The sequence below is a fragment of the Cellulosimicrobium sp. BMG9.22 genome, from assembly GCF_059159975.1.
On sequence record NZ_JBZGBY010000020.1, the window covers coordinates 15730 to 41980 of the forward strand.

The window sequence follows — 26251 nt, forward strand, 5'->3', positions numbered from 1 at the left end:
TTCGCATCCGACGCCGCCCCACCCGCTCAGCCGTCGTCCCGCCCGGGGCAGGGCCCGGTCCGCCGAGATAGAGCCGTGGTCGCGCGAGGTAGAGCTGTGGTCGGTCGACGGCGCGGCCCGCGTCGCGCACGGCCGCGCGCCACGGTGCCGGGCAGCCCCCGTGCCGACCATGCGGTCCCCAACAGGGCGGGCAGGCGACCGCGCTAGCCAACCGCTCGGGGACGAGCCGCAGCGACATGCTCGACGCGACACCGCGGGCCTTGCCCGGGTGAGCCACGACCAGGGCGGGACGACGTCGGGCGGGGTGGGTGGGGGCGCCGCGTCGTGGTCGGGCCTGGCGGGAGCCGCGAGGAACGAGCGGCGGATGATAGACGCGGCGCCCCCACCCACCCCGACCACCCAGGCCCACCACGCGCCGTCCGACAAAGAACCACAGCTCTACCTCGACCGACCACGGCTCTACCTCGCGTGACCAGGCCTCTACCTCGGCGGCGGGGTGGCGGCGCGGGACACCGGCCGCGAAGATGGCCGGGAGCCGGACAGGTCGTCCTCCGGGCGGGCCGACCCCGTACGATCGTGGGCGGTGTGCCGGGAAGTCTGGTCGGCCACGGTCTCGCGACGTGCGGGCCGTGCTGCCGTCTCACGACCCCAGGAGCACCATGAGCGACACCCCGTCGACACCCCACGCGACCTCCCCGCCCGGCGCCGGGAGCCGGCTGCGCCGGTGGGTGAGCCGCGAGACCACCGGCGGCGCTCTGCTCATCGGCGCCGCGATCCTGGCACTGCTGTGGGCAAACTCGCCGTGGCACGATTCCTACCTCGCGCTCTCGGACACCGTCGTGGGTCCGTCGTCGCCGCTGCACCTCGACCTCACGCTCGAGACGTGGGCGGCCGACGGCCTGCTGGCGATCTTCTTCTTCGTCGTGGGCGTCGAGCTCAAGCAGGAGTTCGTCGCCGGGAGCCTGCGCAACCCGAAGCAGGCGGGCGTCCCCATGCTCGCGGCGGTCGGCGGGATGATCGTCCCGGCGCTGATCTTCGTCGTCGTGCTCCTGGTGAACGGCGACTCGAGCGCTCTGCACGGGTGGGCGATCCCGACGGCGACCGACATCGCCTTCGCGCTGGGCGTGCTGGCCGTGTTCGGGCGTGGTCTTCCTGTCGCGATCCGCACCTTCCTCCTCACCCTGGCCGTCGTCGACGACCTCCTGGCGATCGTCGTGATCGCGATCTTCTACTCCGAGGACCTGAAGTGGGGCTACCTCGGTCTCGCGCTGCTCGCCGTCGCGCTGTACGCGGTGCTCGTCCGGGTGCGTCGCCCGCGCTGGTGGTTCCTGCTCCCGGTCGCCGTCGTCGCGTGGGCGCTCATGCACGAGTCCGGTGTGCACGCGACCATCGCCGGGGTGCTGCTCGGCTTCACGGTCCCGGCGTTGCTCGTGCACGGGGAGAAGGAGTCCCGGACGCACCGGTTCGAGCACGTCATGCGACCGGTCTCCCAGGGCATCGCGCTCCCCGTGTTTGCGTTCTTCGCGGCGGGGGTGTCGTTCGTCGGCGGCGAGACGCCCGTCGGCGAGGTCGTGACCCAGCCCGTCGTCCTCGCCATCGTCCTCGGCCTCCTCCTCGGCAAGCTGGTCGGCGTCCTCGGGGTCACCGCGCTCGTCACGCGCTTCACGCCGCTCCGCCTCCCGGCGGGCATCGGTGTGCGGGACCTGCTGCCCGTGGGGTTCCTGGCGGGTATCGGGTTCACCGTCTCCCTCCTCATCGCCGAGCTGTCGTTCCCCGACGCGGAGCACGCCGACGGCGCGAAGATCGCGATCCTCGCAGCCTCCACGATCGCCGCGGTGCTCGCGGCGATCGCGCTGCGCTGGGACGTGCGGCACCCCCGTACGGACGACATGAACCGCGACGACCTCCCGGACGAGGTCAAGGAGTTCATCGGGGACGAGAAGGACCGCCTCGAGCACTGAGGCGAACGGACCGCCGTCGACCCGTGTGAATCCTGGATCTGACTGCCGAACCCGGGGCTGCGGGGCGCGACTCGGTCGAACCCGCCCGTGACCCCGGGTTCGGCGCGCGACCGGAGGCTGCGCGGTTCCGCGCGCCCGTTGCCCGATCGTGACCAGGCGCCCGTGCTCGACGGGTTGACACCGCAGCGTGCGTTGCCGCATGATTCCCGCAACCTGAATCGCCTCTCATGTTTCGAGCGGCGGCTCCCCAGGACCACCCAACGAAGGGCGAAGTCATGCGGACGAAGAAGTCCCAGCGGTCGGCACTCGTCGTCGCGGCGCTCGCGGTCGCGAGCCTCGCGCTCGCCGCGTGCGCGCCGACGGACGCGACCGGCGGCGACACCGGCCAGGACGCGAGCGGCGAGACGAGCGCGAGCAGCGAGCCGGTCGACGTCGGCATCATCTACTCGAAGACCGGCCCCCTCGCGGCGTACGGCGAGGCCTACTACGAGGGCTTCCAGGCGGGCCTCGACCACGCGACCGACGGCACGGGCGAGGTCGACGGCCGCCCGCTCAACGTCACGTTCCACGACGACGGCGGCGACCCGGACAAGGCCGTCGGCCAGGCCAAGGACCTCATCGGCAAGGGCTACCAGATCCTCGGCGGCACGGTCGTGTCGGGCGTGGCGCTCAAGCTCGCGGAGCAGGCCGAGCAGAACAAGGTCCTCTACATCTCGGGCCCCGCCGCGGTCGACGGCCTCACGGGCATCAACGACTACACGTTCCGCTCGGGCCGCCAGTCGCTGCAGGACGTCGCGACGGCGGGCACGTTCGTCGACCCCGACGGCGCGAAGGTCGTCGTGTTCGCGCAGGACAACGCGTTCGGCCAGGGCAACCTCGCCGCGGTCGAGGCGGTCCTCGGCGCGCAGGGCGCCGAGGTGACGAGCGTGCTGGTGCCCGAGGACGCGACGGAGTTCACGCCGTTCGCCCACCAGATCGCCGACGCCGCGCCGGACCTCGTGTTCGTCGCGTGGGCCGGCGCCACGTCCGGCGCCATGTGGCAGGGCCTCGACCAGCAGGGCGTCCTCGACTCCACGACGGTGGTCACGGGACTCGGCGACGTCGCCACCTACGGCGCGTACGGCGCCGCGGCGAGCAAGGTCGACTTCCTCAACCACTACTTCCCGGGCGCGTCAGGCACCGAGGTCGAGGCCGCGATGCTCGAGGCGGTCGAGGCCGCGGGCAAGCAGCCCGACCTCTTCACGCCGGACGGGTTCGTCGCGGCGCAGATGATCGTGCACGCGATCGAGGAGGGCGGCGACGACGTCGACGCCATGGTCGACGCGCTCGAGGGCTGGAGCTTCGAGGGCCCCAAGGGGACCACCACGGTCCGGGCGTCCGACCACGCGCTCGTCCAGCCGATGTACCAGGTCAAGCTGGTCGCCGACGGCGACGCGTGGGTCCCCGAGCTCGTCGCCGAGGTGCCTGCCGAGGACGTCGCGCCGGCCGAGGCGGGCTGACGTGGGCGAGCCGCACACCCTCCCCGCGCTCGAGGTCCGCGACCTGGGTCTGCAGATCGGCGGGGCACGCATCCTGCGCGGCGTGAGCCTCGCCGTCGGCAAGGGCGAGATGCTCGGCGTGATCGGGCCGAACGGCGCCGGCAAGACGACGCTGTTCAACCTGGTCTCGGGGATCCACCGCCCGACGAGCGGGACGGTGCTCCTCGAGGGCGCGGACGTGACGACGACGTCGGTCGCCGCGCGGGCCCGCGCCGGGCTGGGCCGGACGTTCCAGACGTCGAGCCTGTTCCCGCGCCTGAGCGTCCGGGAGAACGTGCGGCTCGCCGCGCAGGGGCGCCTCGGCGGCGCCCTGTCCGTGCTGCGCTTCCCGCGTCGCGGCGACGCCGCGACGCGGGAGGCGGACCGCCACCTCGAGACCGTGCGCCTCACCCGGCGTGCGGAGGTCGCCGCGGGCGACCTCTCCCACGGCGACAAGCGCAAGCTCGAGATCGCGGTGCTGCTCGCGACGGAGCCGCGCGTCGTCCTCCTCGACGAGCCCATGGCCGGGGTGTCGTCGGCCGACGTGCCCGGCCTGGTCGAGGTCATCCGTGACCTGCACGCCACGGGCTGCACGGTCCTCATGGTCGAGCACCACATGGACGTCGTGCTCGGGCTCGTGGACCGCGTCGCCGTCATGCACCACGGCGAGCTCCTCGCGTGCGACACCCCCGAGGCCGTGATGGCCGACCCCACCGTGCAGAGCGCCTACCTGGGCGTGACCGCAGGCGAGAGCGCCACCCAGAACGCAGGAGACGCCGCATGAACGTCCCGGACCCCACGCCCGTCCTCGAGGTCCGCGGCCTGTCCGCGCGCATCGCGGGCCAGCAGGTCGTCGAGGACGTGACGTTCTCCGTCCCGGCCACCGGGGTGACCGCGGTGCTCGGCCGCAACGGCGTCGGCAAGACGTCGACGCTCAAGGCGGTGCTCGGCCTGATCGAGCGCCGGGGCGAGGTCCTGCTCGCGGGCGAGCGGGTCGACGGCGAGCGCACCGACCGCATCGTGCGCCGCGGCGTCGGCTACGTCCCCGAGGACCGCGAGGTCTTCGCCGGGCTCACCGTCGCGGAGAACCTGCGCCTCGCCGAGCGCGACGCGCACCCGCGCCGCGAGCTCGTCGCCGAGCTGTTCCCCGACCTCGTGCAGCGCGCCGCGCAGCGTGCGGGGACGTTGTCCGGCGGGCAGCAGCAGATGGTCTCGCTCGCCCGTGCGCTGCTCAACGCGAACCGCCTGCTCCTCGTCGACGAGCCCACGAAGGGCCTCGCGCCGCGGATCGTCGGCGAGGTCTCCGACGCGCTCGCCGAGGCCGCCCGCACGGTCCCGATCCTGCTCGTCGAGCAGAACCTCGAGGTCATCGAGCGGCTCGCCGAGCGCGTCGTGGTGATCGACGCCGGCCGCGTCGTGCACACCGGCCCGGCGCGCGAGCTCCTCGACGACCCCGAGCGCGTCCAGCACCTCCTTGGCGTCCACGCCGACACCGAGCCCGAACCGACCTCGGAGGTCGCCCGATGAGCACGATCGTCCTGCTCCTCGTTACCGGCCTCGGCCTCGGTGCGCTCTACTTCCTCGTCGCGTCCGGCCTGTCCTTGATCTACGGGCTCATGGGCGTCCTCAACTTCGCGCACGGCTCGTTCCTCACGCTCGGCGCGTTCGGCGGCTGGTTCGTCGCACGGACGCTCGGCGCGGACTCGTGGGGCGTGTTCGCGCTCTCGCTCCTCGCCGGTGCCGTCGTGGGCGCGGGGGCGGCGGCGCTCACCGAGCTCCTGCTCATCCGCCCCCTGTACGAGCGGCACATCGAGCAGGTGCTCGTCACGGTCGGCCTCTCGCTCGCGTCCGTCGCGCTGTTCGAGGGCATGTGGGGCTCGGACCCCGAGTTCATCTCCGGACCCACGTGGCTCAAGGGCACGACCGACCTCGCGGGCGCCCCCATCCCCAACGACCGGTTCGTCGCGATCGCCGCGGCCGCGCTCGTGCTCGGCGCGATCGTGCTGTTCCTCAAGCGCACGCGCTACGGCCTGATCATCCGCGCGGGCGTCGAGAACCGGTCGATGGTCACCGCGCTCGGGATCGACGTGCGCAAGGCGTTCACGCTCGTCTTCGCCGTCGGCGGCGCCGCCGCGGGGCTGGGCGGGGTGCTCGCGTCGCAGTACTTCGGCTACGTCTCGCCGCACCTCGGCGGGTCGCTGCTCATCTTCGCGTTCATCGTCACCGTGATCGGCGGGCTGGGCTCCCTGACCGGCGCCGCGGTCGCGTCCGTGCTCGTCGCGGTCCTGCAGCAGTTCGCGAACTACTACCTCGGGTACGGCGACCTCATCGTCGTCCTGCTGCTCGCGCTCGTGCTCCTCGTCCGTCCCACCGGCCTCCTCGGGAGGGCAGCCGCATGACCACCCAGACCGCTCCCGGCAGCCTGCCCGACGGCGGCGCGTCCTCCACGGCGGACCGCACCTCTCCTTCCGGCCCGGACGGCCCGACACCCGCTGCCCCGTTACGCACGGCGCGGCGCGCGCCGTCGGGCCCGCTCGTCCGCACGCTCGCGGGCGTCGCGCTCGTCGCGCTGCTCGCCTGCCTGCCGCTGCTCGCGATCCACGTGCCCGGCGTCCTGCCCGGCCCGACCTACACGCCCGGCGCGCTGCAGATGATGGCGCTGTGCTGGCTCATCGGGGCGCTCGCGCTGAGCTACCACCTGCTGTTCGGGGTGGCGGGCCTGCTGAGCTTCGGCCACGCCCTGTACTTCGCGGCCGGCGTCTACGGTCTCGCGATCGTGCTCGACACGACCGAGATCCCGCTCCTGCCCGCCGCGGTGCTCGTGCTCGTCGGCGGGATCGTGCTCGCGCACGTCGTCGGCGCGATCTCGCTGCGCGTCACGGGTATCTCGTTCGCGATGGTCACCCTCGCGTTCGCCCAGGCCGGCAACGTGCTCGTGCGCCGCAACCCCGGCGGGGTGACCGGCGGCGAGGAAGGGCTCGCGCTCTCGACCGCGAACGTCCCCGACGCGCTCGTCGGCGTGCTCAACACGCGCAACCTCTACTGGCTCGCGCTCGCGGTGCTCGTCGTCGTGTATCTCGTCGTCCTGGGGGTCGAGCGTTCGCGCGCGGGCCACGTCGCCGCGGCGACGCGCGAGAACGAGATGCGCGTCCGCGTCATCGGCGGACGCCCGTACCTCGTCAAGCTCCTGGTCTTCGTGCTCGCCGCGACGCTCGCGACGGTCGTCGGCATGACGTACCTGCTCCTGCAGTCGGGCGCGGTCCCGCGTGCGACGTCCGCCGACTTCACGCTCACGCTGCTCGTCATGGTCGTCCTCGGTGGCGTCGGCTCCCGGTGGGGCGCGGTCGTCGGAGGCGTGCTCTACACGATCCTGGACCAGCGCCTCGGCACCCTCGCGAGCTCCGAGGCCGTCGCGGACCTGCCCGCCGTCCTGCGCGTCCCGCTCAGCGAGCCGCTGTTCATCCTAGGGACGCTCTTCATCCTCGTCGTCATGTTCCTGCCCGGCGGCATCGCCGGCGCGGCGTCGCGCCTCGCCGCGCGGCGACGCCCGCGGGAGGATCGTGAGGAGTCCCGCGAGCGCCTCGAGGAGGTGGCATGACGACGACGAACCACCCTTCCCGTTCGCAGGACGGCCTGCACACCCTCGGGCGCTGGACGCGGGACCGCGCGCTCGCGACGCCGGACCGCGTCGCCGTCGACGACCGCGGCGTCACCCTGCGGTACCGCGACCTGCACGAGCGCGCGAGCGCCCTGGCGACGGCGTTCCGTGACGCGGGGTACGGCGTCGGGGACCGCGTCGCGACGGTCACGGGCAACAGCGCCGACCAGGTCGTGCTCTTCTTCGCGTGCGCCCAGGCGGGGCTCGTGCTCGCGCCGCTGTCGTGGCGGCTGTCGCCCGGCGAGCTCGCGGCGCAGCTCGAGCAGGCCGACCCGGCGCTGGTGCTCGTCGAGCAGGAGTTCTCCGGCCTGGCCGAGGCGGCGCTGGACCGCCTCGTCCTGCCCCCGCAGCGCACGGAGCTCGGCCGCAGCGGCGTCGAGGCGCACGTGCCTCCGCCGTCGCGCCGGCCCGTCGCGGGCGGGACGGCGGCCGTCGTGCCCTCCCCCGAGCGCCGGCCGGTGCGCGACGACGACCCGCTCCTCCTCGTCTTCACGTCCGGCACGCAGGGCACGGCCAAGGGCGCGCTGCTCACGCACGCGAGCTGCTTCTGGACCAACCTGTCGCTCTCGCGCACGGTCGAGCTGACGAGCCACGACGTCGTGCTGAGCGTCCTGCCGCAGTTCCACGCGGGCGGGTGGAACATCCAGCCGCTGCTCGCGTGGTGGACGGGCGCGACGGTCGTGCTCGAGCGCACGTTCGAGCCGGAGCGCGTGCTCCAGCTCATCACCGAGCGACGCGTCACGACGATGATGGGCGTCCCGACGAACTACCTGCTGCTCGCCGAGCACCCCGGCTTCGCCGACGCGGACCTCTCGTCCCTGGGCCACGCCGTCGTCGGCGGCGCGCCCATGCCGGAGCCGCTCCTGCGCACGTGGCACCGGCGCGGCGTCGCGCTCTCGCAGGGCTACGGGCTCACGGAGGCCGGGCCGAACGTGCTGTGCCTGCCCGACGACCAGGCGCGCGAGCGCATCGGGTCGGCGGGCACGCCGTACCCGCACGTCGAGGTCGCGGTCGCCGACCCCGTCACCGGTCAGCTGCTCGACGGGCCCGCGACCGGCGAGCTCCTCGTCCGCGGCCCGGGCGTGTTCGCGGGCTACTTCCGCGACGACGCCGCGACGGCCGCCGTGCTGCGCGACGGGTGGCTGCACACCGGCGACCTCGTCGAGCGCGACGCCGACGGGTACTACCGCGTCGTCGACCGGATCAAGGACGTCTTCATCGTCGGCGGCGAGAACGTCACGCCGTCCGAGGTCGAGGCCGTCCTCCGGTGCCACCCCGCGGTCGCGGACGTCGCCGTCGTGGGCGTCCCCGACGACCGGTGGGGCGAGGTCGGCGCGGCGTTCGTCGTCCCGCGCGCGGGCCACCCCACGGACGCCGAGGACCTCGAGGCGTTCTGCCGCCGCGAGCTCGCCCACTTCAAGGTCCCGCGCCGGTTCGACCTCGTCCCGTCCCTGCCCCGCACGTCGCTGCACAAGGTGTCGCGCCGCTCGCTCGTCGAACGCGTGACCGTCCCGGAGGACTCATGAGCACGCAGCCCCGCACCGCCCGCGGCAACCGCACGCGGGCCAAGATCCTCGCCGCGGCCGAGCAGGTGTTCGCGCAGGTCGGGTACCACGACGCGTCGATCGTCAAGATCACGGAGGCGGCCGGCGTCGGGCAGGGCACGTTCTACCTGTACTTCGAGTCGAAGATCGACGTGTTCGACGAGCTCGTCGACGACCTCAACCGCCGCGTGCGGCACGCGATGATCGAGGGCAGCTCGCAGGCTACGACCCGACTCGCGGCCGAGCGGGCCGGGTTCGAGGCGTTCTTCCGCTTCACCGCCGAGCACCCGGCGCTCTACCGGATCGTGCGGCAGGCCGAGTTCGTCTCCCCCGGTGCGCTGCGCCGGCACTACGCGCGCATCGTCGAGGGCTACATGACCGGGCTCGACAAGGCGCGCGCGAACGGGGAGGTCGGCCACGACGTCGACCCCGAGGTCGCCGCGTGGGCGCTCATGGGCATCGGCGAGATCGTCGGGATGCGCTGGGTGCTGTGGGGCGGCCGCTGGGAGGAGGGCGCCGAGCCGCCGGCGTACGACGCCGCGGCCGCCGAGGTCCCGCCGCACGTCTTCGAGCAGACCATGCAGTTCATCGAGCGCGCGCTCGCCGTACCGACCAAGGGAGAAGCACCGTGACCCCACCCGCCACGCTCACCGGACGGCGAGCGCTCGTCACGGGCGGCGCGAGCGGCATCGGCGCCGCGTGCGCGCGCGAGCTCGCCGCCCGCGGTGCGCACGTGACCGTCGCCGACGTCGACCCCGACGGCGCGAAGCGCCTCGCCGACGAGATCGGCGGCGAGGCGTGGGTCGTCGACCTCGCGGAGACTCGCGCGCTCGACGACCTCACGCTCGACGTCGACGTCCTCGTCAACAACGCGGGCGTGCAGCGCGTGAGCCCGATCGAGGACTTCCGGCCCGACGACTTCCGCCTGCTGCACGCGATCATGCTCGAGGCGCCGTTCCTCCTTGTCCGCGCAGCGCTGCCGGGCATGTACGAGCGCGGCTTCGGCCGGGTCGTCAACGTGTCGTCGGTGCACGGCCTCGTCGCGTCGCCGTTCAAGTCGGCCTATGTGTCCGCGAAGCACGGGCTCGAAGGGCTGTCGAAGGTCACCGCGCTCGAGGGCGGTCCGCACGGCGTGACGAGCGTGTGCGTCAACCCCGGCTACGTGCGCACGCCGCTCGTCGAGAAGCAGATCGCCGACCAGGCGCGCGTGCACGGCATCCCCGAGTCCGAGGTGCTCACGACCGTGCTCCTCGCCGAGTCGGCCGTGAAGCGGCTCGTGGAGCCCGAGGAGGTCGCGTCGCTCGTCGGCTGGCTCACCGGGCCGGACGCGTCGATGGTCTCCGGCGCCTCGTGGACCATCGACGGCGGCTGGAGCGCGCGATGAGCGCGGGCACGTCGACGGCCTCGGCTGCGTCCACCCCGGCACCCGGCACCACGCCCGCAGCCCCCGACGACGTCACCGCGGCGACCCACACGTACGCGACGCTCGACGTACCCGTCGCCGGCGGGCGGCTGCGCGTCGGCGTGTGGCACCCGGTGCCCTCGACCGATGGACGGCACGACGACGGCACGCGGCCCGGCGACCGGCTGCGCCGTGACGACGTCCCCGTCCCCACCGTCCTCGCCGTGCACGGCATCACCGCGTCGCACCGGGCCTGGCCGGCCGTCGTCGCGGCGCTGCCCGGGATCCGTGTGGTCGCGCCGGACCTGCGCGGGCGCGGGCGCAGCAGCGCGCTCCCCGGCCCGTACGGCATGGGCGCGCACGCCGACGACCTCGCCGCGGTGCTGGACGCCCTGGAGATCGAGCGCGTCGTCGCACTGGGTCACTCGATGGGCGGGTTCGTGTCGGTCGTGCTCGCGCACCGCCATCCCGGGCGCGTCTCGCAGCTCGTGCTCGTCGACGGCGGGATCCCGCTCCCGCTGCCCGCCGGCCTGCCCGCCGACTCCGACCACGACACGATCCTGCGCGCGCTCCTCGGGCCGGCGGTCGAGCGGCTCGAGCGCACGTTCGCCGACCGCGACGAGTACCGCGACTTCTGGCGCGCGCACCCCGCGTTCGCCGGCGCGTGGGACCAGCCGTGGGGCGCCGTCGTCACGGACTACGTCGACTACGACCTCGTCGGCGAGGCGCCGGCGCTGCGCCCGGCGTCGTCCGCGGCCGCCGTCTCCGCCGACTCGCTCGAGCTCTACGAGGGCGGCCCGCTCGCCGACGCGCTCGCGGGCGAGCGGCCGCTCCGCGTGCCGATGGTGCTCCTGCGCGCGCCCCGCGGCCTCCTCGACGAGCCGCGGGCGCTCTACTCCCCCGAGCACCTCGCCGCGTGGCGCGCCCGGCTGCCCGTGCTGCAGACTCACGACGTCGCGGGTATCAATCACTACACGATCATCATGAGCCCGGACGGCGTCGAGGCCGTCGCGGGCGAGACGCTGCGGGCCGTCACGAGCGGTGCGCAGGCGAGTGACGAGGAGGTCACGGCATGAGCTCCACGACCACGTCCCCACGAGGGGCCGGGCTGGACAAGGTGGTCGCGTCGGCGGCCGAGGCGGTCGCGGACGTGCCCGACGGCGCGTCGCTCGCCGTCGGCGGGTTCGGCCTGTGCGGCAACCCCATCGCGCTCATCGAGGCGCTGCTCGCCCAGGGCACGCGCGATCTGTGGGTCGTGAGCAACAACTGCGGCGTCGACGACTGGGGCCTCGGCGTGCTGCTCGGCGCGGGCCGCATCCGCAAGATGACGAGCTCGTACGTCGGGGAGAACAAGGAGTTCGAGCGCCAGTTCCTCTCGGGCGAGCTCGAGCTGGAGCTCACGCCGCAGGGCACCCTCGCGGAGAAGCTGCGCGCCGGCGGCGCGGGCATCGCCGGGTTCTGGACCCGCACGGGCGTCGGGACGCAGGTCGCCGAGGGCGGCCTGCCGCAGCGGTACGACGGCGCGGGCGGCGTCGCGCAGGCGAGCGCGCCCAAGGAGGTGCGCACGTTCGGCGTCGGGCCGCGCGGTCGCGACGGGACCTTCGACGCCGAGGCCGAGTTCGTGCTCGAGGAGTCGATCACGACCGACTTCGCGCTCGTGCACGCGCTGCGCGGCGACCGGCACGGCAACCTCGTGTTCCACCGCTCGGCGCGCAACTTCTCGCCGCTCGCCGCGATGGCCGGGCGCGTGTGCGTCGCGCAGGTCGAGGAGCTCGTCGAGCCCGGCGCGATCGACCCCGACGCCGTGCACCTGCCCGGCGTGTTCGTGCACCGCGTCGTCGAGGTGGGCCCCGACGTGCCCAAGCGCATCGAGCGCCGCACCGTCCGACCTGCACCGTCGACCACGAACCAGGAGGGCTGAGGCATGCCGCTCACCCGTGACGAGATGGCCGCGCGCGCCGCGCGCGAGCTCCAGGACGGCTGGTACGTCAATCTCGGGATCGGCCTGCCGACCCTCGTGCCCAACTACGTCCCGGCCGACAAGCACCTCGTGCTGCAGTCGGAGAACGGGATCCTCGGTGTCGGGCCCTACCCGACCGAGGACGCGGTCGACCCCGATCTCATCAACGCCGGCAAGGAGACGGTGACCGTCCTGCCGGGTGCCGCGTTCTTCGACTCCGCCCTGAGCTTCGGCATGATCCGCGGTGGCAAGATCGACGCCGCGATCCTCGGCGGCATGCAGGTCTCCGAGGCCGGCGACCTCGCCAACTGGATGATCCCCGGCAAGATGGTCAAGGGCCCCGGCGGCGCGATGGACCTCGTGCACGGCGCCGCGCGCGTGATCGTGCTCATGGAGCACGTCGCGCGGGACGGGTCGCCCAAGATCTTGCGCTCGTGCTCCCTCCCGCTCACCGGGAGAGGGGTCGTGCACCGGATCATCACCGACCTGGCCGTGCTCGACGTGACGCCCGACGGGCTCGTGCTGCGCGAGACCGCACCCGGGGTGAGCGTCGACGAGGTCCGCGCCGCCACCGAGCCCGAGCTGACCGTCGCGCTCGACCCGGCCCCGCTCGACGTCACGGACGACCGACCGGGTCCGTCCCCGCAGGCGACGGGGACGCCGTCGTGACGCGCGACGTGCCCGGGCCTGCCGCGAGCCGAGTGGCGGCCGGTCGTGACGTCGCCGATCGCGCCGTCGCCCATCGCGACGTCCCGACGCCGCGAGGGCGCGAGCACGTGCGCGAGGTCGCTGCCGACGGAGACGTCCGGGCGACGGTCCTGCTCGTGCACGGCAACTGCTCGTCCTCGGCGTTCTTCGACCCGCTGCTGCGCGCCCTCCCTGCCGACGTCCACGGCATCGCAGTCGACCTGCGCGGGTACGGCGACGCCGAGGTGCGCCCCGTGGACGCGACGCGCGGCGTGCGGGACTACGCCGACGACGTCGCGGCCCTGGTCGACGCGCTCGACCTCGCGCATCCGCTCGTCGCCGTGGCGCACTCGGCCGGGGCGGGGGTCGTGCTCCAGCTCGCGACCGACCGGCCCGACCTGTTCGACGCGGTCCTCCTCGAGGCGCCCATGTCGCCGTACGGGTTCGGCGGCACGCGCGACGTCGACGGCACGCCCCTGTCGCCCGACTTCGCCGGGACCGGCGGCGGGACGGCGAACCCCGCGTTCGTCGCGGCCCTCGCCGCGGGCGACCGCAGCGAGGACCCCGGCTCGCCGCGCGACGTCCTGCGCCGGTTCTACGTCGCCGACCCGGCGTCGCTCGGCGAGCCGCTCGGCGCGATCGAGGAGCTCCTGCTCGACTCCGTCCTGTCCACGCGCACGGGCGACGACAACTACCCGGGCGACACCGCGGCGTCGGACACGTGGCCGGGCGTGGCCCCCGGCACGCGCGGGATGAACAACGCGATCAGCGCGAAGTACTGCGACCTCTCCGGGTTCGCGACCGCCGGCGCGACGGCGCCCGTGCTGTGGGTGCGCGGCGACGCCGACGCGATCGTCTCGGACGCGTCCCTGTTCGACCTCGCGCAGCTCGGCGCGCTCGGCGCCGTGCCCGGCTGGCCCGGAGCCGAGACGCACCCGCCGCAGCCGATGGTCGCCCAGACGAGAGCTGTGCTGGACGCCTACGCGGCCGCGGGCGGCGGGTACCGTGAAGAGGTGCGGCCCGGCGTCGGGCACAGCCCGCACCTCGAGGAGCCGGACGTGTTCCTCGGGCTCCTGCTCGGGCTCGTCGACGACGCCGTCGCACGAGCGGCTGCCACACCCTCGGCGCCCGCGCAGACACCGCCGTCCGCACCCCTGGAGGTCAAGCAGTGAGCACCACGTCCCACACCCCCGACGTCTCTCCCGCAGCCCGTCCGGACGACGTCGTGATCGTCTCCGCCGCCCGCACGCCCCAAGGGCGGCTCAAGGGCTCGCTCGCGGCGCTGACCGCCGTCGAGCTCGGTTCCGTCGCCGCGCGCGCGGCGATCGAGCGCTCCGGGCTCGGCGCCGACGCGGTCGACGCGGTCGTCTTCGGCCAGGTGCTCCAGGCCGGGGCCGGGCAGAACCCCGCGCGCCAGACCGCGGCCGCGGCCGGCGTCGGCTGGGACGTGCCCGCCGTCACCGTGAACAAGGTGTGCTTGTCCGGGCTCACCGCGGTGATCGACGGCACGCGGATGATCCGGTCCGGCGAGGCCGAGGTCGTGCTCGTCGGCGGGCAGGAGTCGATGACCAACGCGCCGCACCTGCTCCCCGGGTCCCGGGCCGGCTTCGCGTTCGGCGACGCGACGCTCGTCGATGCCGTCGCGCGCGACGGGCTCACCGACGCGTTCGACCGCGCCTCGATGGGCGTCTCGACCGAACGCACCAACACCGGCGACGTGTTCGTGTCACGCGAGGAGCAGGACGTCGTCGCCGCCGCCTCGCACCAGCGGGCGGCCGCCGCGGCCAAGGACGGACTGTTCGACGCCGAGCTCGCACCCGTGAGCGTCCCCCAGCGGCGCGGCGATCCCATCGAGGTGCGCGACGACGAGGGCGTGCGCCCCGACACGACGACCGAGAGCCTGGCCCGGCTGCGCCCCGCGTTCGACCCCGAGGGCACCATCACCGCGGGCAACGCGTCGCAGATCTCCGACGGCGCCGCGGCCCTCGTCCTCACGACGCGCGCCCGCGCCGAGTCGGCCGGGGCACCGGTGCTCGCGACCGTCCGCACGTGGGGCCAGGTCGCCGGCCCCGACACGTCGCTGCACTCGCAGCCCGCGCGCGCGATCCGCCAGGCGCTCGACCGCGCCGGGTGGTCGGTCGACGACCTCGACCTCGTCGAGATCAACGAGGCGTTCGCGACCGTCGTCGCGGTGTCCACGCGCGTGCTCGGCGTCTCCCCCGAGATCGTCAACGTCCACGGCGGCGGCATCTCGCTCGGCCACCCCATCGGCGCGTCCGGCGCCCGGCTCGCCGTCCACGCCGCGCACGAGCTCGCGCGTCGCGGTGGCGGGCGGGTCGCGGTCGGGCTGTGCGGTGGGGGCGGGCAGGGAGAGGCGTTGCTGCTCGAGGCGTGAGTTCCGCTCCGGGGTCCGTGGTCACCTGGGTGGAGGGGTGGGTGGGTGCGCCGCGTCTACCATCCGCCGCTCGTTCCTCGCGGCTCCCGCCAGGCCCTCCACGACGCGGCGCCCCCACCCACCCCTCCCTCTTCGTCCCACCCTGGTCCTCGGCCGGCAAGGCAGCAACGCCCCGCGCCGAGGTAGAGCTCTGGACCGCGAGGTAGAGGCCCGGTCCGCGAGGTAGAGGCCCGGCCCGACGAGGTAGAGGTCTGGTCTGGTCTCGGCGGGTCGATCGTCGCTTGCGCGCCTACGCTCGCGAGGTGCAGCCCACCGTGACGGAGACCCGCGTTCCTGAGCCCGTCGACGAGGAGCGTCCTCGGCACGGGGTGTGGGGGCGGTGGGTGCGGCGGTTCTCGGCGACCGGGCTCGTGCTCGCGCTGCTGTGGTTCTGCGTGTCGTTCACGCCGTCGCTCATCCCGCGCGCCTGGTACTACCAGGCGGTGATCTCCGGGGTGAGCGCGATCGGCGGGTATGGGGTCGGGGCGCTCGTCGAGTGGTTCGCCGTGAAGGTCGGGCTGCGCATCCGGTGGACGGCACGAGCGAGCCGCGTCGCGTGGTGGGTGCTCGCCGGGGCGACGGTCGTGCTCGTGCCGCTCTCGCTCGTCCTGGGCGCACGACGCCAGATCGAGCTGCGGCACCTGTTCGGCATGTCCGAGGACGTGCCCGGTCGTGAGGTCGTGACGCTGCTGCTCGCCGTGGCCGTCGCGCTGCTCGTCCTCCAGGTGGCGCGCGGGCTGCGCCGGCTCGCGCACTGGTTGAGCCTGCTCGTCGACAACGTCGTCCCGGCGGCCGTCGCGCGGTTCGTGAGCGGCGTGGTCGTCGCGGTCGTCGTCGTGCTCGTCTTCAACGGCGTGATCTGGTCGGGCGTGCTCAGTGCGATGAGCTCGATCTTCGCCACGGCGAACGACGAGATCGACCCACGGCTCACGCCACCGGCCCAGCCCGAGCGCTCCGGCTCCGACGCGTCCCCCGAGTCGTGGGACTCGCTCGGCGCAGAGGGGCGCAAGTTCGTCGTGTCCGGCCCGACCCTCGACGAGCTGCGCGCGTTCGCGCAGGCCGGGGACGTTGTCGACCCCGCGGAAGTGCGCGAGCCGATCCACGCGTACGCGGGCCTCGACCCCGACGGCGACCTCGACGCGACGGCGGCGCGCGTCGTCGACGAGCTCGACAGGACGGACGCCTGGGACCGGTCCGTCCTGGTCGTCGCGACGACCACCGGGACCGGCTGGGTCGACCCGGGCATGACCGAGGCGGTCGAGCTCATGCACGGCGGGGACACCGCGATCGCGAGCATGCAGTACTCGTACCTGCCGAGCTGGATCAGCTTCGTCGGCGACCGCTCGACGCCGCCTGCCGCGGGCAAGGCGCTGTTCGAGGCGGTGTACGACCGGTGGTCCGCGCTGCCCGAGGACGACCGCCCGCGCCTGGTCGCCTTCGGCATCTCGCTCGGTTCGTTCGGCATGCAGGGCGCGTTCAGCGGCGTCCAGGACCTCGAGGCCCGCACCGACGGGGCGATGTTCACCGGGACCCCCGGGTTCACGCCGCTGTGGCGCGAGCTCACCGACGCGCGCGACCCCGGCTCGCTCGAGTACTCCCCCGTGCTCGACGGCGGCCGGCAGGTCCGCTGGGCCGACCCGGTCCGCACCGGGGTCGCGGACCTGTGGGGACCGGGCCCCCGCTGGGACGCCCCGCGCGTCGTCTACCTGCAGCACGCGTCCGACGGCGTCACGTGGTGGTCGCCCGAGACGCTGTGGTCGGAGCCCGACTGGCTGCGCGAGCCGCGCGGCCCGGACGTGCTCGGCGACGTCAACTGGTACCCCTTCGTCACGTTCTGGCAGCTCACGGGCGACCTGTTCGTCGCCGCGGCGTCCGACATCCCGCCCGGCCACGGGCACGTCTACAAGCTCGAGTACGCCGACGGCTTCGCGGCCCTCCATGCGCCCGACGGCTGGTCGGACGCCGACACCGCACGCCTCAAGGCCGCGATGGACGCTCCCGTGCAGGGCGGCTCGATCGGCTGAGGACGACGAGCGCCACGGCGACGACGACGCCGACCGCGCTGACCGCCGTCGCGACCCAGAACGCCTCGGCGAACGGCCGGCCCGGGTCCGCGCTCGTCGCACCCGCGGCGAGGAGCGCCGCGACCACGGGGGCGGCGGCCGCAGAACCCACGGTCCGGATCACGCTGTTGAGGCCGGTCGCGGCCCCGATCTCCGCCGGCGGGGACCACGCGACGACGAGCTGGGCGCAGATCGCGTACCCGATGCCGTTGCCGAGCCCGAGGACCGAGAACGCGACGACGACGGCCCACGGCACGGTCGGCCACAGCGCGAGCCCGACCGACCCCACGAGCATGACCCCGACCGCGACGCCAGACGTGGCCGCCGCGCCCACGCGCGCGACGAGGACGGGCGTGAACCGGCCGCCGAGGAAGACCAGGACGGCGCTCGGCAGCATCGCGAGGCCCGACGCCGTCACGTCCAGCCCGTGCCCGTACCCGGTGCTCGTCGGCGCCTGCATGAGCACCGGAAGCGCGACGTAGCAGACGTAGGGGACGAACCCGACGGCCACCGTGAGGACGCTCACGAGCGCGAGCGGCCCGTGGCGGAACGTGCGGACGTCCACGAGCGGCGCGTCCCGGCGCAGCTCGACGAGCACGAGCAGGACGAGCAGGACGACGCCCGCGGCGCCCACCACGACGGTGCGCGGCGAGCCCCACCCCCACGAACCGCCCTGGGACACCGCGAGCAGGAGGCCGACGAGGCCGCCCGCGAGCAGCACGATGCCCGGCCAGTCGGTGCGCCGGCGCACCGGCGGGACGGCCGCCGTCGGCACCCAGGCGAGCACCAGGCCGGCTGCGACCACCACGAGGGCGGCCGCCAGCACGAACATCCACCGCCACGACAGCGCCTCGACGATCACGCCGCCGAGGACGAGCGCCGCTCCCGCGCCGAGCCCGATCATCCCGGAGATCCACCCGAACGCCGCGGCGACCCGGGGGGCCGGCAACAGGTTGCGAGCGAGGGCGAGCGCGAGCGGGAACGTCGCCGTGCTCACGCCCTGCACGACGCGCGCCCCGAGGAGGACGCCGAGGTTCGGCGCGGCAGCCGCGACGAGGGTCGCGACGGCGAAGACGGCGAGCGTGCCGAGCAGCACGCGCCGGTGCCCGAACCGGTCGCCGAGGTTGCCGACCACGGGGGCGAGGACCGCGCCCGCGAGCAGGAACGCCGTGAGGATCCACCCCGTCCCCTGCGGACCGGCGCCGAGCTCGCGGCCGAGCGTCGGCAGGGCGGGGACCACGAGCGTCTGCATGAGCGAGAACGCGAGCACGACGACGCTCAGCGCCGCCGTCACGAGGCCGGGTCGCGCGCCCGGTGCGCGGTCGGCGGCGGGGACCGCCGAGGGGGTCACGGCACCGGGCGAGGCGGTCGCTCTGTGGGGCGGGGCGTCGTCGGTCGTCGCGGGGGGTCCGGAGGGCACGGGGTACTCGCTCTCAAGGTGGGAGTCGTGGTGTGGATCGGAACGGAACCTACGTTCCGATTCGCCATCGTACCCCGCCGCGGCTACCGTGACGGCATGCCCGACGCCACCCCCCTCCCGGCCCTGCCCGGCCGCCAGCGCGAGGCCCGGGCGAACGACACCGCGATCCTTGCGGCGGCTCGTGAGGTCTTCGCCGCCCAGGGCCACGGCGCCTCGGTCGCCGACGTCGCGCAGCGCGCCGGAGTGGGTGTCGGCTCGGTGTACCGCCGCTACCCCACCAAGGAGGCGCTCGTCGAGGCCCTGCACGTCGCGGCCGTCCAGGAGGTCGCGGACCTCGCCGCGGCGGTGGCCGACGCCGCAGCGCAAGCCGGCGGAGACGACGACGGCGCGGTCGCCGCGTTCCTCGCGCGCCACATCACCGGGGCGTCCGGTCCCCTGCTCCGCCCGCCGGGCGCGCAGAGCCGCATCCCGCCCGAGCTCTCCGCGGCGTCCGACCGGCTCCGCGCCGCGCTGGAACGGCTCGTCGCGCTCGACCGTGCCGCGCACCGCGTGCCCGACGGCTTCACGGCCGCCGACGTCATGCAGCTCGTCGTCCACCTGCGCCCGCCGCTGCCGTTCTCCCGCGCGCAGTCCGACGCGCTGCACCTGCGCTACCTCGCGCTCGTGGTGCGCGGACTGCGCGAGCGGGCCGCCGAGGGCGTCACGCTCGCGGGCGGGCCGGGCTGGGACGAGTGGGTCGGCGCCTGGCACGACTGAGAGCAGCCACCGGCATCCCGACCGCCGACCCACCCGCTGACGGAGCTCACCGACGCCCTCCCGCAGGGCCGGTCGGCTCGTCGTCGGCCACCGGGCGGTCGTCCGCCAACGTGTGCGCTCCCGCCCGGAGCCGTTCGAGGAGCTGCGCGGTCCAGGCGATCTCGGCGCTCGCCGTCTGATCCCAGTACCGGATGGCTTCGACGTGGTGCCCCCAGTCGTCGTCCGGGTTCTGCTCGTGCTCCCGGACGACACGTTCGCGCTTCGACCGGAACGCCTCGAGGCGCTGCTCGAGCAGGAGGATCGCGCGGTCCCGCGGCAGGGACGACAGGAAGCCGATCGCCGCGACGGTCGCACCCGGGCTGGTGTCGTCGGCCGCGAGCGTGCGCTCGAGCAGCTCGACGAACGCACGCCGCCCTTCGGCGGTGGGGCGGTACCGGGTGCGCGCCGGCCCGGCGGGCCGGGCCTCGTCGTCGGCGTGCTCGAGCAGCCCCTCTGAGGTCAGCTGCCGCAGCGCGTGATAGATCGACCCCTGGCCGATGCCACCCCACAGGTCGACGCGCCAGGACTCCAGGTCCTTGCGCACCTGGTAGCCGTGCGCCGTGCCGCGGGCGATCACCGCACCGAGCACGAGCAGTCGCGTGGCCGACATCTGCACCTCCTTGCCATTTTGGCGCCCCTGGGCGACGCTAGTACAACTTTACTAGAGGAGAGAAGGCTCAGAGTGCACATCGTCGTGGCAGGTGCGTCCGGCCGGACCGGACGCAGGATCGTGGACGAGGCAGTTGCCGCGGGCCATCGGGTGACGGCGCTCGTGCGGGACGGGACCGGCACGACCGGGTCGGCAGCCGTCGACGTGCAGTTCGCAGAGGTCGTGGCGGACACGTCGCTGGTCCTGCCGGCCGACGCCGACGCCGTGATCTCGGCCCTGGGCATGCGCGACGGCCGCGGCGCGCCCGTGTGCGAGCCGGGCACCGCGAACCTGGTAGCCGCGATGTCGCGTGCCGGCATCACGAGGATCGTGGCGGTCTCCGCGGTGCCCGCACATACCTCCGGACAGGGTGAGCCGTGGTGGTTCCGCGGCGTCCGGACGTTGGCGCGTCGGCGCATGCCGCAGGTGTACGACGACATCGAGGGGATGGAGCGGGTGCTGCGCGCCAGCGGGCCCGAGTGTCGGTGGACGGTCGTGCGGCCGGGCTACCTCACGGACGGTGAGCCCACCGACTACCGGTTGCTCGCGGAGCGCAACGCCACGACGAGCACGCACCGCGTCGATCTGGCGCACGCGACGGTGGCGCTCGCCGCAGATGACGGTGCCGAGCGGCGTTCGTACGGGATCCGGAGAGGTCGGACGCGACAGGCGGTGACCGCCGCATGACGGCACGCATGGTCCGACTCGGGTTCCTCGCGGACGGCGTGTGGAAGGCGCTCGTCGGCATCGCGATGCTCGTGCTCCTGCGGACGCTCGTCGACGAGCTCGATGCGCCGGGGTGGCTGCTCGTCGTCACCGCGGCCGTGGTGCTGGCCGGTGCCGCGGCCGAGGTGGCGTACGCCGTGCGGAACGGGGCGGGCACGCACACGAGGTACCTCGTCGCCTACGACGCCGGCTGGGTGCTGGTGTCGGCGCTGGCCCTGGTGCTGGCTCGTTCGGACGCCGACCTGGCCTGGGTGCTCTGGCTGGGATACCAGCTCGTCGCCGCGCCGCTGCTCATGGTGCTCTTCGCCCGGGGCGCGCGGTCGAGACGAGCTCCGGCGTGACCGTTCCCCACCGCCTGCTCACCCGGAGACCGAGCGCGTAGACGCTCTCCGACACCACTACCCCATGGGCGCGTGCCGCTCCAGGAACGCGTACACCTCGGTGGTGTCGACCCCCGGGAAGGCTCCCGTCGGCATCGCGGCCAGCATCGACGCGTGCGGGCGCGCGCTCGGCCACGCCTGCCCGGCCCACCGGTCGGAGAGCGCGTCGGGCGGGCGACGGCAGCACGCGCCGTCGGGACAGCGCGAGACGAGCCGCTCGGTGGTGTCGCGCCCGAGGAACCATCTGACGTGCGCGAACGGCACGCCGACGCTCACCGAGAACTCGCCGTCGGCCGACCCCTGCACGCGCGACGTGCACCAGTAGGTGCCGCTCGGGGTGTCGGTGTACTGGCTGAACGGGCTGAGCCGGTCCTCGACCGCGAACACCGTTCGGGCCGTCCAGCTCCGGCACACGTACTGTCCCTCGACGGCGCCGAGCGGGTCGGCCGGGAACCGGACGCCGTCGTTCTCGTAGGCCTTGTGGATGACGCCGGACTCGTGGACCTTCATGAAGTGCACAGGGATCCCCAGGTGCTTCGTGGCGAGGTTCGTGAACCGGTGCGCCGCGGTCTCGTAGGACACCGCGAACGCGTCGCGCAGGTCCTCGATGGAGATCTCCCGCGCGTCCTTCGCCGCGCGCAGCGCCTTGACCGCGTGCCGCTCCGGCAGCAGGAGAGCCGCCGCGAGGTAGTTCGCCTCGACGCGCTGGCGCAGGAACTCGCGGTAGTCGTGGGGCTCGGCGTGCCCGAGGACGTGGGGCGCGAGGGCCTGCAGCAGCGCCGACGTCGCGTTGGACCGGCCGCGCATCCCGTTGCTCGGGAGGTACACGCGGTGGTGGCGCAGGTCGAGCACCGAGCGCGTCGAGTGCGGCAGGTCGCCGACGTAGTGCAGCGTGAAACCGAGGTGCGCCGCGATGTCGGCCGCGACGCGCTGCGGTAGCGGCCCGCCCGCGTGCCCGACGCCGTCGAGCAGCTCGGCCGCGGCGTCCTCCAGCTCGGGGAAGTAGTTGTCCTGCGCGCGCATGGTCGCGCGCAGCTCCGCGTTGGCGCGGCGCGCCTCCTCGGGCGTCGCGGCGCGCTCGGTGTGCAGGCGCTGGAGCTCGCGTTCCAGGGCGACGATCGTCTCGAGCGCGTCCGTCGGCAGGGACTTGCCGACGCGCACGCCGCGGAGCCCGAGCGCGTCGAAGAGCGGGCCGCGCTGCGCCCGCTCGAGCTCGATCTCCAGCGCGTCGCGTCGCGACGGGGCCTCGGACGAGAGCAGGTCGTCGAGGCTCGCGTCCAGCGCCCGGGCGACGGCCTGGAGCTGGGCGAACTTGGGCTCGCGCTTGCCGTTCTCGAGCAGCGACACCTGCGACGGTGCGCGGCCGATCGCCGCGCCGAGGTCGTCGAGCGTCATGCCCCGCGCGGTCCGCAGGTGCCGGATCCGGCGGCCGATCGTCAGGGCGTCGGGCTCGCTCTCGAGCGGGATTTCCGCATGTTCCGCGATTCCGGCCGGTCGCGTCGTCGGGATAGCCATGACCGAGAGTGACACGCGCCACTCCTTCCGCACAAGAGAAGAACGGCGATTCTTTCGCTGGGTCTGGCTTGAGACGGGGTTGCCGGCGGGAGGAAGGTCGAAGCACGGATCTCGCCGAGGTCCACCGACCGGCCCGTCCGGCCCGCGTGCAGCGGGCCGGCGCACCACCAGGAGGCACCCGTGAACAGGCCCACCATCGTCAGCCGCCGCTCCCCGTCCGAGTACGCGGGCGGCGCCCGTCCGCTCGGCGCCGTCGCGACGACGGCGGCGGTCGGCCCGACCAGCTCCGCCCCGACCGACCCGGCCCCGTCGGGCACCCGGCCCCGCGCCGGCGACCAGACCCAGTCCGCCGCCGAGCTCGCCGAGCAGTGGGCGACCGACCCCCGTTGGGCCGGGCTCGAGCGCGACTACACCGCCGAGGACGTGGTCGCGTTGCGTGGCTCGGTGCGCGAGGAGCACACGCTCGCCCGCCGCGGTGCCGAGAAGCTGTGGGAGCAGATCCACACGGAGGAGTGGGTCGCCGCGCTCGGCGCGTTCACCGGGAACCAGGCCGTGCAGCAGGTGCGGGCGGGCCTCAAGGCCATCTACCTCTCCGGGTGGCAGGTCGCGGCCGACGCCAACCTCTCCGGCCAGACCTACCCCGACCAGTCCCTCTACCCCGCCAACTCCGTGCCCGCCGTCGTGCGCCGCATCAACAACGCGCTCCTGCGCGCGGACCAGATCGAGACGGCGGAGCGCGCCGGGGACGGCGCCGGGTCGACCGCCGAGCCTGCCCGGGACTGGCTCGCCCCGATCGTCGCCGACGCCGAGGCGGGGTTCGGCGGCCCGCTCAACGCCTACGAGCTCATGCACTCGATGATCGCCGCGGGCGCGGCGGGCGTGCACTGGGAGGACCAGCTCGCGTCGGAGAAGAAGTGCGGCCACCTCGGCGGCAAGGTGCTCGTCCCCACGAGCCAGCACATCCGCACGCTCAACGCGGCGCGCCTCGCGGCCGACGTCGCCGGCGTCCCGTCGGTGATCATCGCCCGGACCGACTCGCTCGCCGCCGACCTGCTGACGTCCGACGTCGACGAGCGCGACCAGCCGTTCCTCACGGGCGAGCGCACGTCCGAGGGCTTCTACCGCGTCCGTCCGGGGCTCGACGCGGTCATCGCGCGTGGTCTCGCGTACGCGCCGTACTCCGACCTCATCTGGGTCGAGACCGGCGAGCCCGACCTCGAGCTCGCGCGGACCTTCGCCGAGACGATCCACGCGCAGTTCCCGGGCAAGAAGCTCGCGTACAACTGCTCGCCGTCGTTCAACTGGAAGAAGCACCTGGACGACGCCCAGATCGCGAGCTTCCAGAAGGAGCTCGCCGCCATGGGCTACGCGTTCCAGTTCATCACCCTGGCCGGCTTCCACGCCGTCTCCCACTCCATGTTCGAGCTCGCGCGCGGCTACAACGAGCGCGCGATGACCGCCTTCGTCGAGCTGCAGGAGGCCGAGCTCGCCTCCGAGTCCGACGGCTACACCGCCACCCGCCACCAGCGGGAGGTCGGCACCGGCTACTTCGACCGGGTCGCCACGGCTCTCAACCCCGACGCCGCCACCCTCGCGCTCGCCGGGTCCACCGAGACCGCCCAGTTCCACTAAACCCCTCCTCGCGAGGTAGAGGCGCAGTCCGCGAGGTAGAGGCCTGGTCATGACCACGCCTCTACCTCGCGGGACCAGGGCTCTACCTCGGCCTACCTGAGCTCTACCTCGCGACATCGACCTTTCGGAGCACGCCATGACCACCCTCACCACGTCCACATCTCCCCCCACCTCGGGCTCGTCCGGGACCCGGCCCGACGGCGGCCCGCGCGCAGACCGCCCGGCCCACCCGCGGCAGGATCCTCAGCGGGGCAGCCTGCGCGTCACCGGGGCGCTCGGCGAGCGCTACCGCGAGATCCTCACGCCCGAGGCGCTCGACTTCCTCACGCTGCTGCACGACCGGTTCGTCGCGCGCCGCCACGAGCTGCTCATGGACCGCCAGCAGCGCCGTCAGGACGTCGCGGACGGGATCGACCCCGACTTCCGTGCGTCGACCCGACCCGTGCGCGACGACCCGTCGTGGCGCGTCGCCGGCTCGACCGGCGCACCCGGCCTCGAGGACCGCCGCGTCGAGATCACCGGCCCGACCGACCCGAAGATGACGATCAACGCCCTGAACTCCGGGGCCAAGGTGTGGCTCGCGGACGGGGAGGACGCGTCGAGCCCGACGTGGCGCAACGTGATCGAGGGGCAGCTCGCGCTGCACGACGCGATCCGCGGGACGCTCACGCACACGAGCGGGACGGGCGCCGAGAGCAAGGAGTACCGCCTGCGCTCGACGACGCTGACCGACCTGCCGACGATCGTGTTCCGCCCGCGCGGGTGGCACCTCATCGAGAAGCACATGCGGTACGTCGACCGGGCCGGGGTGAGCGTGTCGGCGTCCGCGTCGCTCGTGGACTTCGGGCTGTACGTCTTCCACAACGCGCACGAGCTCGTCGAGCGCGGGCGGGGACCGTACTTCTACCTGCCCAAGCTCGAGGGTCACCGTGAGGCGCGGCTGTGGAACGACGTGTTCGTGCTCGCCCAGGAGTACCTCGGCCTGCCGCAGGGCACGATCCGCGCGACCGTGCTGATCGAGACGCTGCCCGCCGCGTTCGAGATGGAGGAGATCCTCCACGAGCTGCGCGACCACTGCGCCGGCCTGAACGCCGGTCGCTGGGACTACCTGTTCTCGGTCATCAAGTCGTTCCGCACGCGCGGCGACTCGTACGTGCTGCCCGACCGTGCGCAGGTCACCATGACCGCCCCGTTCATGCGCGCGTACACCGAGCTGCTCGTCGCGACGTGCCACAAGCGCGGCGCGCACGCCATCGGCGGGATGAGCGCCTTCATCCCCGACCGCCGTCGGCCCGAGGTCACCGAGCGCGCGTTCGAGCAGGTGCGCGCAGACAAGGCCCGCGAGGCCGGCGACGGGTTCGACGGGACGTGGGTCGCGCACCCCGACCTCATCGATGTCGCGCGGGGCGAGTTCGACGCGGTGCTGGGCGACCGACCGAACCAGGTGTCGCGCCTGCGCGACGACGTCGAGGTCGGCCAGCACGACCTGCTCGACATCGGCTCGGCCCGCCGCGCCGGGGCGACCGTGACGGCGGCCGGGCTGCGGTCGAACGTGTCCGTCGGCGTGCGGTACGTCGAGTCGTGGCTGCGCGGCGTCGGCGCCGCGGCGATCGACCACCTCATGGAGGACGCCGCCACGGCCGAGATCTCGCGGTCGCAGGTGTGGCAGTGGATCGCGTCGGGCACGCGCACCGAGAACGGCGTGCCGATCACGCGCGAGCGCGTCGAGGCGCTGCTCGCCGAGATCGTCGACGACCTCCCGCGCACGCCCGGCAACCGCATAGACGACGCGGCCAACGTGTTCCGCGCCGTCGCGCTCGCCGAGGACTTCCCGACGTTCCTCACCATCGGGGCGTACTCGCAGTTCCTCGTGGGCTCGGAGGTCGACCAGCCGTAACGCGGTCGCCG

At 73.9% G+C, this 26251-nt stretch carries 23 protein-coding genes; 20 read left to right on the top strand and 3 right to left on the bottom strand.

The annotated features are described in order from the left end of the window. Positions 1-659 precede the first annotated feature (659 nt). From nhaA to AC4H2H_RS13690, 15 genes are all read left to right on the top strand, one after another. On the top strand, positions 660-1961 hold the full coding sequence (nhaA, locus tag AC4H2H_RS13620) for a Na+/H+ antiporter NhaA (RefSeq protein ID WP_494371351.1): 1302 nt from the start codon (positions 660-662) through the stop codon (positions 1959-1961). A 275-nt stretch (positions 1962-2236) separates the two neighbouring features. Next, positions 2237-3460, top strand: a complete 1224-nt coding sequence (locus AC4H2H_RS13625) for a substrate-binding domain-containing protein (protein WP_494371352.1) — start codon at positions 2237-2239, stop codon at positions 3458-3460. Position 3461: 1 nt separating this feature from the next. Beyond that, positions 3462-4262, top strand: coding sequence for an ABC transporter ATP-binding protein (locus AC4H2H_RS13630; protein WP_494371353.1), 801 nt, complete (start codon positions 3462-3464; stop codon positions 4260-4262). Continuing rightward, positions 4259-5005, top strand: a complete 747-nt coding sequence (locus AC4H2H_RS13635) for an ABC transporter ATP-binding protein (RefSeq protein ID WP_494371354.1) — start codon at positions 4259-4261, stop codon at positions 5003-5005. Before AC4H2H_RS13630 ends, AC4H2H_RS13635 begins: the two co-directional genes overlap by 4 nt. Continuing rightward, positions 5002-5877, top strand: a complete 876-nt coding sequence (locus AC4H2H_RS13640; protein WP_494371355.1) for a branched-chain amino acid ABC transporter permease — start codon at positions 5002-5004, stop codon at positions 5875-5877. The genes AC4H2H_RS13635 and AC4H2H_RS13640 overlap by 4 nt, the downstream gene beginning before the upstream one ends. Next, on the top strand, positions 5874-7076 hold the full coding sequence (locus AC4H2H_RS13645; protein WP_494371356.1) for a branched-chain amino acid ABC transporter permease: 1203 nt from the start codon (positions 5874-5876) through the stop codon (positions 7074-7076). Before AC4H2H_RS13640 ends, AC4H2H_RS13645 begins: the two co-directional genes overlap by 4 nt. Then, positions 7073-8662 carry a class I adenylate-forming enzyme family protein gene (locus tag AC4H2H_RS13650; RefSeq protein WP_494371357.1) on the top strand — a complete coding sequence of 530 codons (1590 nt, stop codon included), beginning with the start codon at positions 7073-7075 and terminating at the stop codon, positions 8660-8662. The genes AC4H2H_RS13645 and AC4H2H_RS13650 overlap by 4 nt, the downstream gene beginning before the upstream one ends. Continuing rightward, the gene (locus tag AC4H2H_RS13655; RefSeq protein ID WP_494371358.1) at positions 8659-9312 is read left to right on the top strand and encodes a TetR/AcrR family transcriptional regulator; all 654 of its coding nucleotides are present in this window, start codon (positions 8659-8661) and stop codon (positions 9310-9312) included. The genes AC4H2H_RS13650 and AC4H2H_RS13655 overlap by 4 nt, the downstream gene beginning before the upstream one ends. After that, on the top strand, positions 9309-10064 hold the full coding sequence (locus AC4H2H_RS13660; RefSeq protein WP_494371359.1) for a 3-hydroxybutyrate dehydrogenase: 756 nt from the start codon (positions 9309-9311) through the stop codon (positions 10062-10064). The genes AC4H2H_RS13655 and AC4H2H_RS13660 overlap by 4 nt, the downstream gene beginning before the upstream one ends. Further along, on the top strand, positions 10061-11158 hold the full coding sequence (locus tag AC4H2H_RS13665; protein WP_494371360.1) for an alpha/beta fold hydrolase: 1098 nt from the start codon (positions 10061-10063) through the stop codon (positions 11156-11158). Before AC4H2H_RS13660 ends, AC4H2H_RS13665 begins: the two co-directional genes overlap by 4 nt. Beyond that, positions 11155-12003, top strand: coding sequence for a CoA transferase subunit A (locus AC4H2H_RS13670; RefSeq protein ID WP_494371361.1), 849 nt, complete (start codon positions 11155-11157; stop codon positions 12001-12003). Before AC4H2H_RS13665 ends, AC4H2H_RS13670 begins: the two co-directional genes overlap by 4 nt. Positions 12004-12006: 3 nt before the next feature. Further along, entirely contained in the window at positions 12007-12711 is a 705-nt protein-coding gene (locus AC4H2H_RS13675) for a CoA transferase subunit B (protein WP_494371362.1), read from the top strand. After that, positions 12708-13901 (top strand): alpha/beta hydrolase, encoded by a 1194-nt coding sequence (locus AC4H2H_RS13680; protein ID WP_494371363.1) that lies wholly within the window; start codon positions 12708-12710, stop codon positions 13899-13901. Before AC4H2H_RS13675 ends, AC4H2H_RS13680 begins: the two co-directional genes overlap by 4 nt. Next, on the top strand, positions 13898-15124 hold the full coding sequence (locus AC4H2H_RS13685) for an acetyl-CoA C-acetyltransferase (protein WP_494371364.1): 1227 nt from the start codon (positions 13898-13900) through the stop codon (positions 15122-15124). The genes AC4H2H_RS13680 and AC4H2H_RS13685 overlap by 4 nt, the downstream gene beginning before the upstream one ends. 302 nt (positions 15125-15426) lie before the next feature. Continuing rightward, the gene (locus AC4H2H_RS13690; protein WP_494371365.1) at positions 15427-17187 is read left to right on the top strand and encodes an alpha/beta hydrolase; all 1761 of its coding nucleotides are present in this window, start codon (positions 15427-15429) and stop codon (positions 17185-17187) included. Here the strand turns inward: AC4H2H_RS13690 and AC4H2H_RS13695 are convergent. Further along, entirely contained in the window at positions 17141-18577 is a 1437-nt protein-coding gene (locus tag AC4H2H_RS13695; protein WP_494371366.1) for an MFS transporter, read from the bottom strand. The two genes, AC4H2H_RS13690 and AC4H2H_RS13695, sit on opposite strands and share 47 nt — an antisense overlap. Before the next feature lie 165 nt (positions 18578-18742). Here AC4H2H_RS13695 and AC4H2H_RS13700 point away from each other — a divergent pair, with 165 nt between their 5' ends. Further along, complete coding sequence (locus tag AC4H2H_RS13700) at positions 18743-19402, top strand: TetR/AcrR family transcriptional regulator (protein WP_494371367.1); 660 nt, start codon at positions 18743-18745, stop codon at positions 19400-19402. A 46-nt stretch (positions 19403-19448) separates the two neighbouring features. Here the strand turns inward: AC4H2H_RS13700 and AC4H2H_RS13705 are convergent, their stop codons facing one another. After that, positions 19449-20051: a PadR family transcriptional regulator gene (locus AC4H2H_RS13705; RefSeq protein ID WP_494371368.1), complete on the bottom strand. Its 603-nt coding sequence runs from the start codon at positions 20049-20051 to the stop codon at positions 19449-19451. 84 nt (positions 20052-20135) lie between these two features. Here AC4H2H_RS13705 and AC4H2H_RS13710 point away from each other — a divergent pair, with 84 nt between their 5' ends. Continuing rightward, positions 20136-20777 carry an NAD(P)-dependent oxidoreductase gene (locus AC4H2H_RS13710; protein ID WP_494371415.1) on the top strand — a complete coding sequence of 214 codons (642 nt, stop codon included), beginning with the start codon at positions 20136-20138 and terminating at the stop codon, positions 20775-20777. Further along, the gene (locus tag AC4H2H_RS13715) at positions 20774-21157 is read left to right on the top strand and encodes a hypothetical protein (protein WP_494371369.1); all 384 of its coding nucleotides are present in this window, start codon (positions 20774-20776) and stop codon (positions 21155-21157) included. The genes AC4H2H_RS13710 and AC4H2H_RS13715 overlap by 4 nt, the downstream gene beginning before the upstream one ends. 57 nt (positions 21158-21214) lie before the next feature. On the opposite strand, the gene AC4H2H_RS13720 is transcribed toward AC4H2H_RS13715, so the two are convergent. After that, complete coding sequence (locus AC4H2H_RS13720) at positions 21215-22711, bottom strand: helix-turn-helix domain-containing protein (protein WP_494371416.1); 1497 nt, start codon at positions 22709-22711, stop codon at positions 21215-21217. 180 nt (positions 22712-22891) lie between these two features. Here AC4H2H_RS13720 and aceA point away from each other — a divergent pair, with 180 nt between their 5' ends. Both aceA and aceB read left to right on the top strand, forming a co-directional pair. Then, the gene (aceA, locus tag AC4H2H_RS13725; RefSeq protein ID WP_494371370.1) at positions 22892-24343 is read left to right on the top strand and encodes an isocitrate lyase; all 1452 of its coding nucleotides are present in this window, start codon (positions 22892-22894) and stop codon (positions 24341-24343) included. A 136-nt stretch (positions 24344-24479) separates the two neighbouring features. Further along, a complete protein-coding gene (gene aceB, locus AC4H2H_RS13730; protein ID WP_494371371.1) occupies positions 24480-26240 on the top strand; it encodes a malate synthase A in 1761 nt (586 codons plus the stop codon). The last annotated feature ends 11 nt before the right edge of the window (positions 26241-26251 follow it).

Bases quoted from the DNA above. Each gene is read 5' to 3' on its own strand.
- nhaA (WP_494371351.1), top strand. From the start codon at position 660: ATGAGCGACACCCCGTCGACACCCCACGCGACCTCCCCGCCCGGCGCC.
- AC4H2H_RS13625 (WP_494371352.1), top strand. From the start codon at position 2,237: ATGCGGACGAAGAAGTCCCAGCGGTCGGCACTCGTCGTCGCGGCGCTC.
- AC4H2H_RS13635 (WP_494371354.1), top strand. From the start codon at position 4,259: ATGAACGTCCCGGACCCCACGCCCGTCCTCGAGGTCCGCGGCCTGTCC.
- AC4H2H_RS13640 (WP_494371355.1), top strand. From the start codon at position 5,002: ATGAGCACGATCGTCCTGCTCCTCGTTACCGGCCTCGGCCTCGGTGCG.
- AC4H2H_RS13645 (WP_494371356.1), top strand. From the start codon at position 5,874: ATGACCACCCAGACCGCTCCCGGCAGCCTGCCCGACGGCGGCGCGTCC.
- AC4H2H_RS13650 (WP_494371357.1), top strand. From the start codon at position 7,073: ATGACGACGACGAACCACCCTTCCCGTTCGCAGGACGGCCTGCACACC.
- AC4H2H_RS13655 (WP_494371358.1), top strand. From the start codon at position 8,659: ATGAGCACGCAGCCCCGCACCGCCCGCGGCAACCGCACGCGGGCCAAG.
- AC4H2H_RS13665 (WP_494371360.1), top strand. From the start codon at position 10,061: ATGAGCGCGGGCACGTCGACGGCCTCGGCTGCGTCCACCCCGGCACCC.
- AC4H2H_RS13670 (WP_494371361.1), top strand. From the start codon at position 11,155: ATGAGCTCCACGACCACGTCCCCACGAGGGGCCGGGCTGGACAAGGTG.
- AC4H2H_RS13675 (WP_494371362.1), top strand. From the start codon at position 12,007: ATGCCGCTCACCCGTGACGAGATGGCCGCGCGCGCCGCGCGCGAGCTC.
- AC4H2H_RS13700 (WP_494371367.1), top strand. From the start codon at position 18,743: ATGCCCGACGCCACCCCCCTCCCGGCCCTGCCCGGCCGCCAGCGCGAG.
- AC4H2H_RS13705 (WP_494371368.1), bottom strand. From the start codon at position 20,051: ATGTCGGCCACGCGACTGCTCGTGCTCGGTGCGGTGATCGCCCGCGGC.
- AC4H2H_RS13715 (WP_494371369.1), top strand. From the start codon at position 20,774: ATGACGGCACGCATGGTCCGACTCGGGTTCCTCGCGGACGGCGTGTGG.
- AC4H2H_RS13720 (WP_494371416.1), bottom strand. From the start codon at position 22,711: ATGGCTATCCCGACGACGCGACCGGCCGGAATCGCGGAACATGCGGAA.
- aceB (WP_494371371.1), top strand. From the start codon at position 24,480: ATGACCACCCTCACCACGTCCACATCTCCCCCCACCTCGGGCTCGTCC.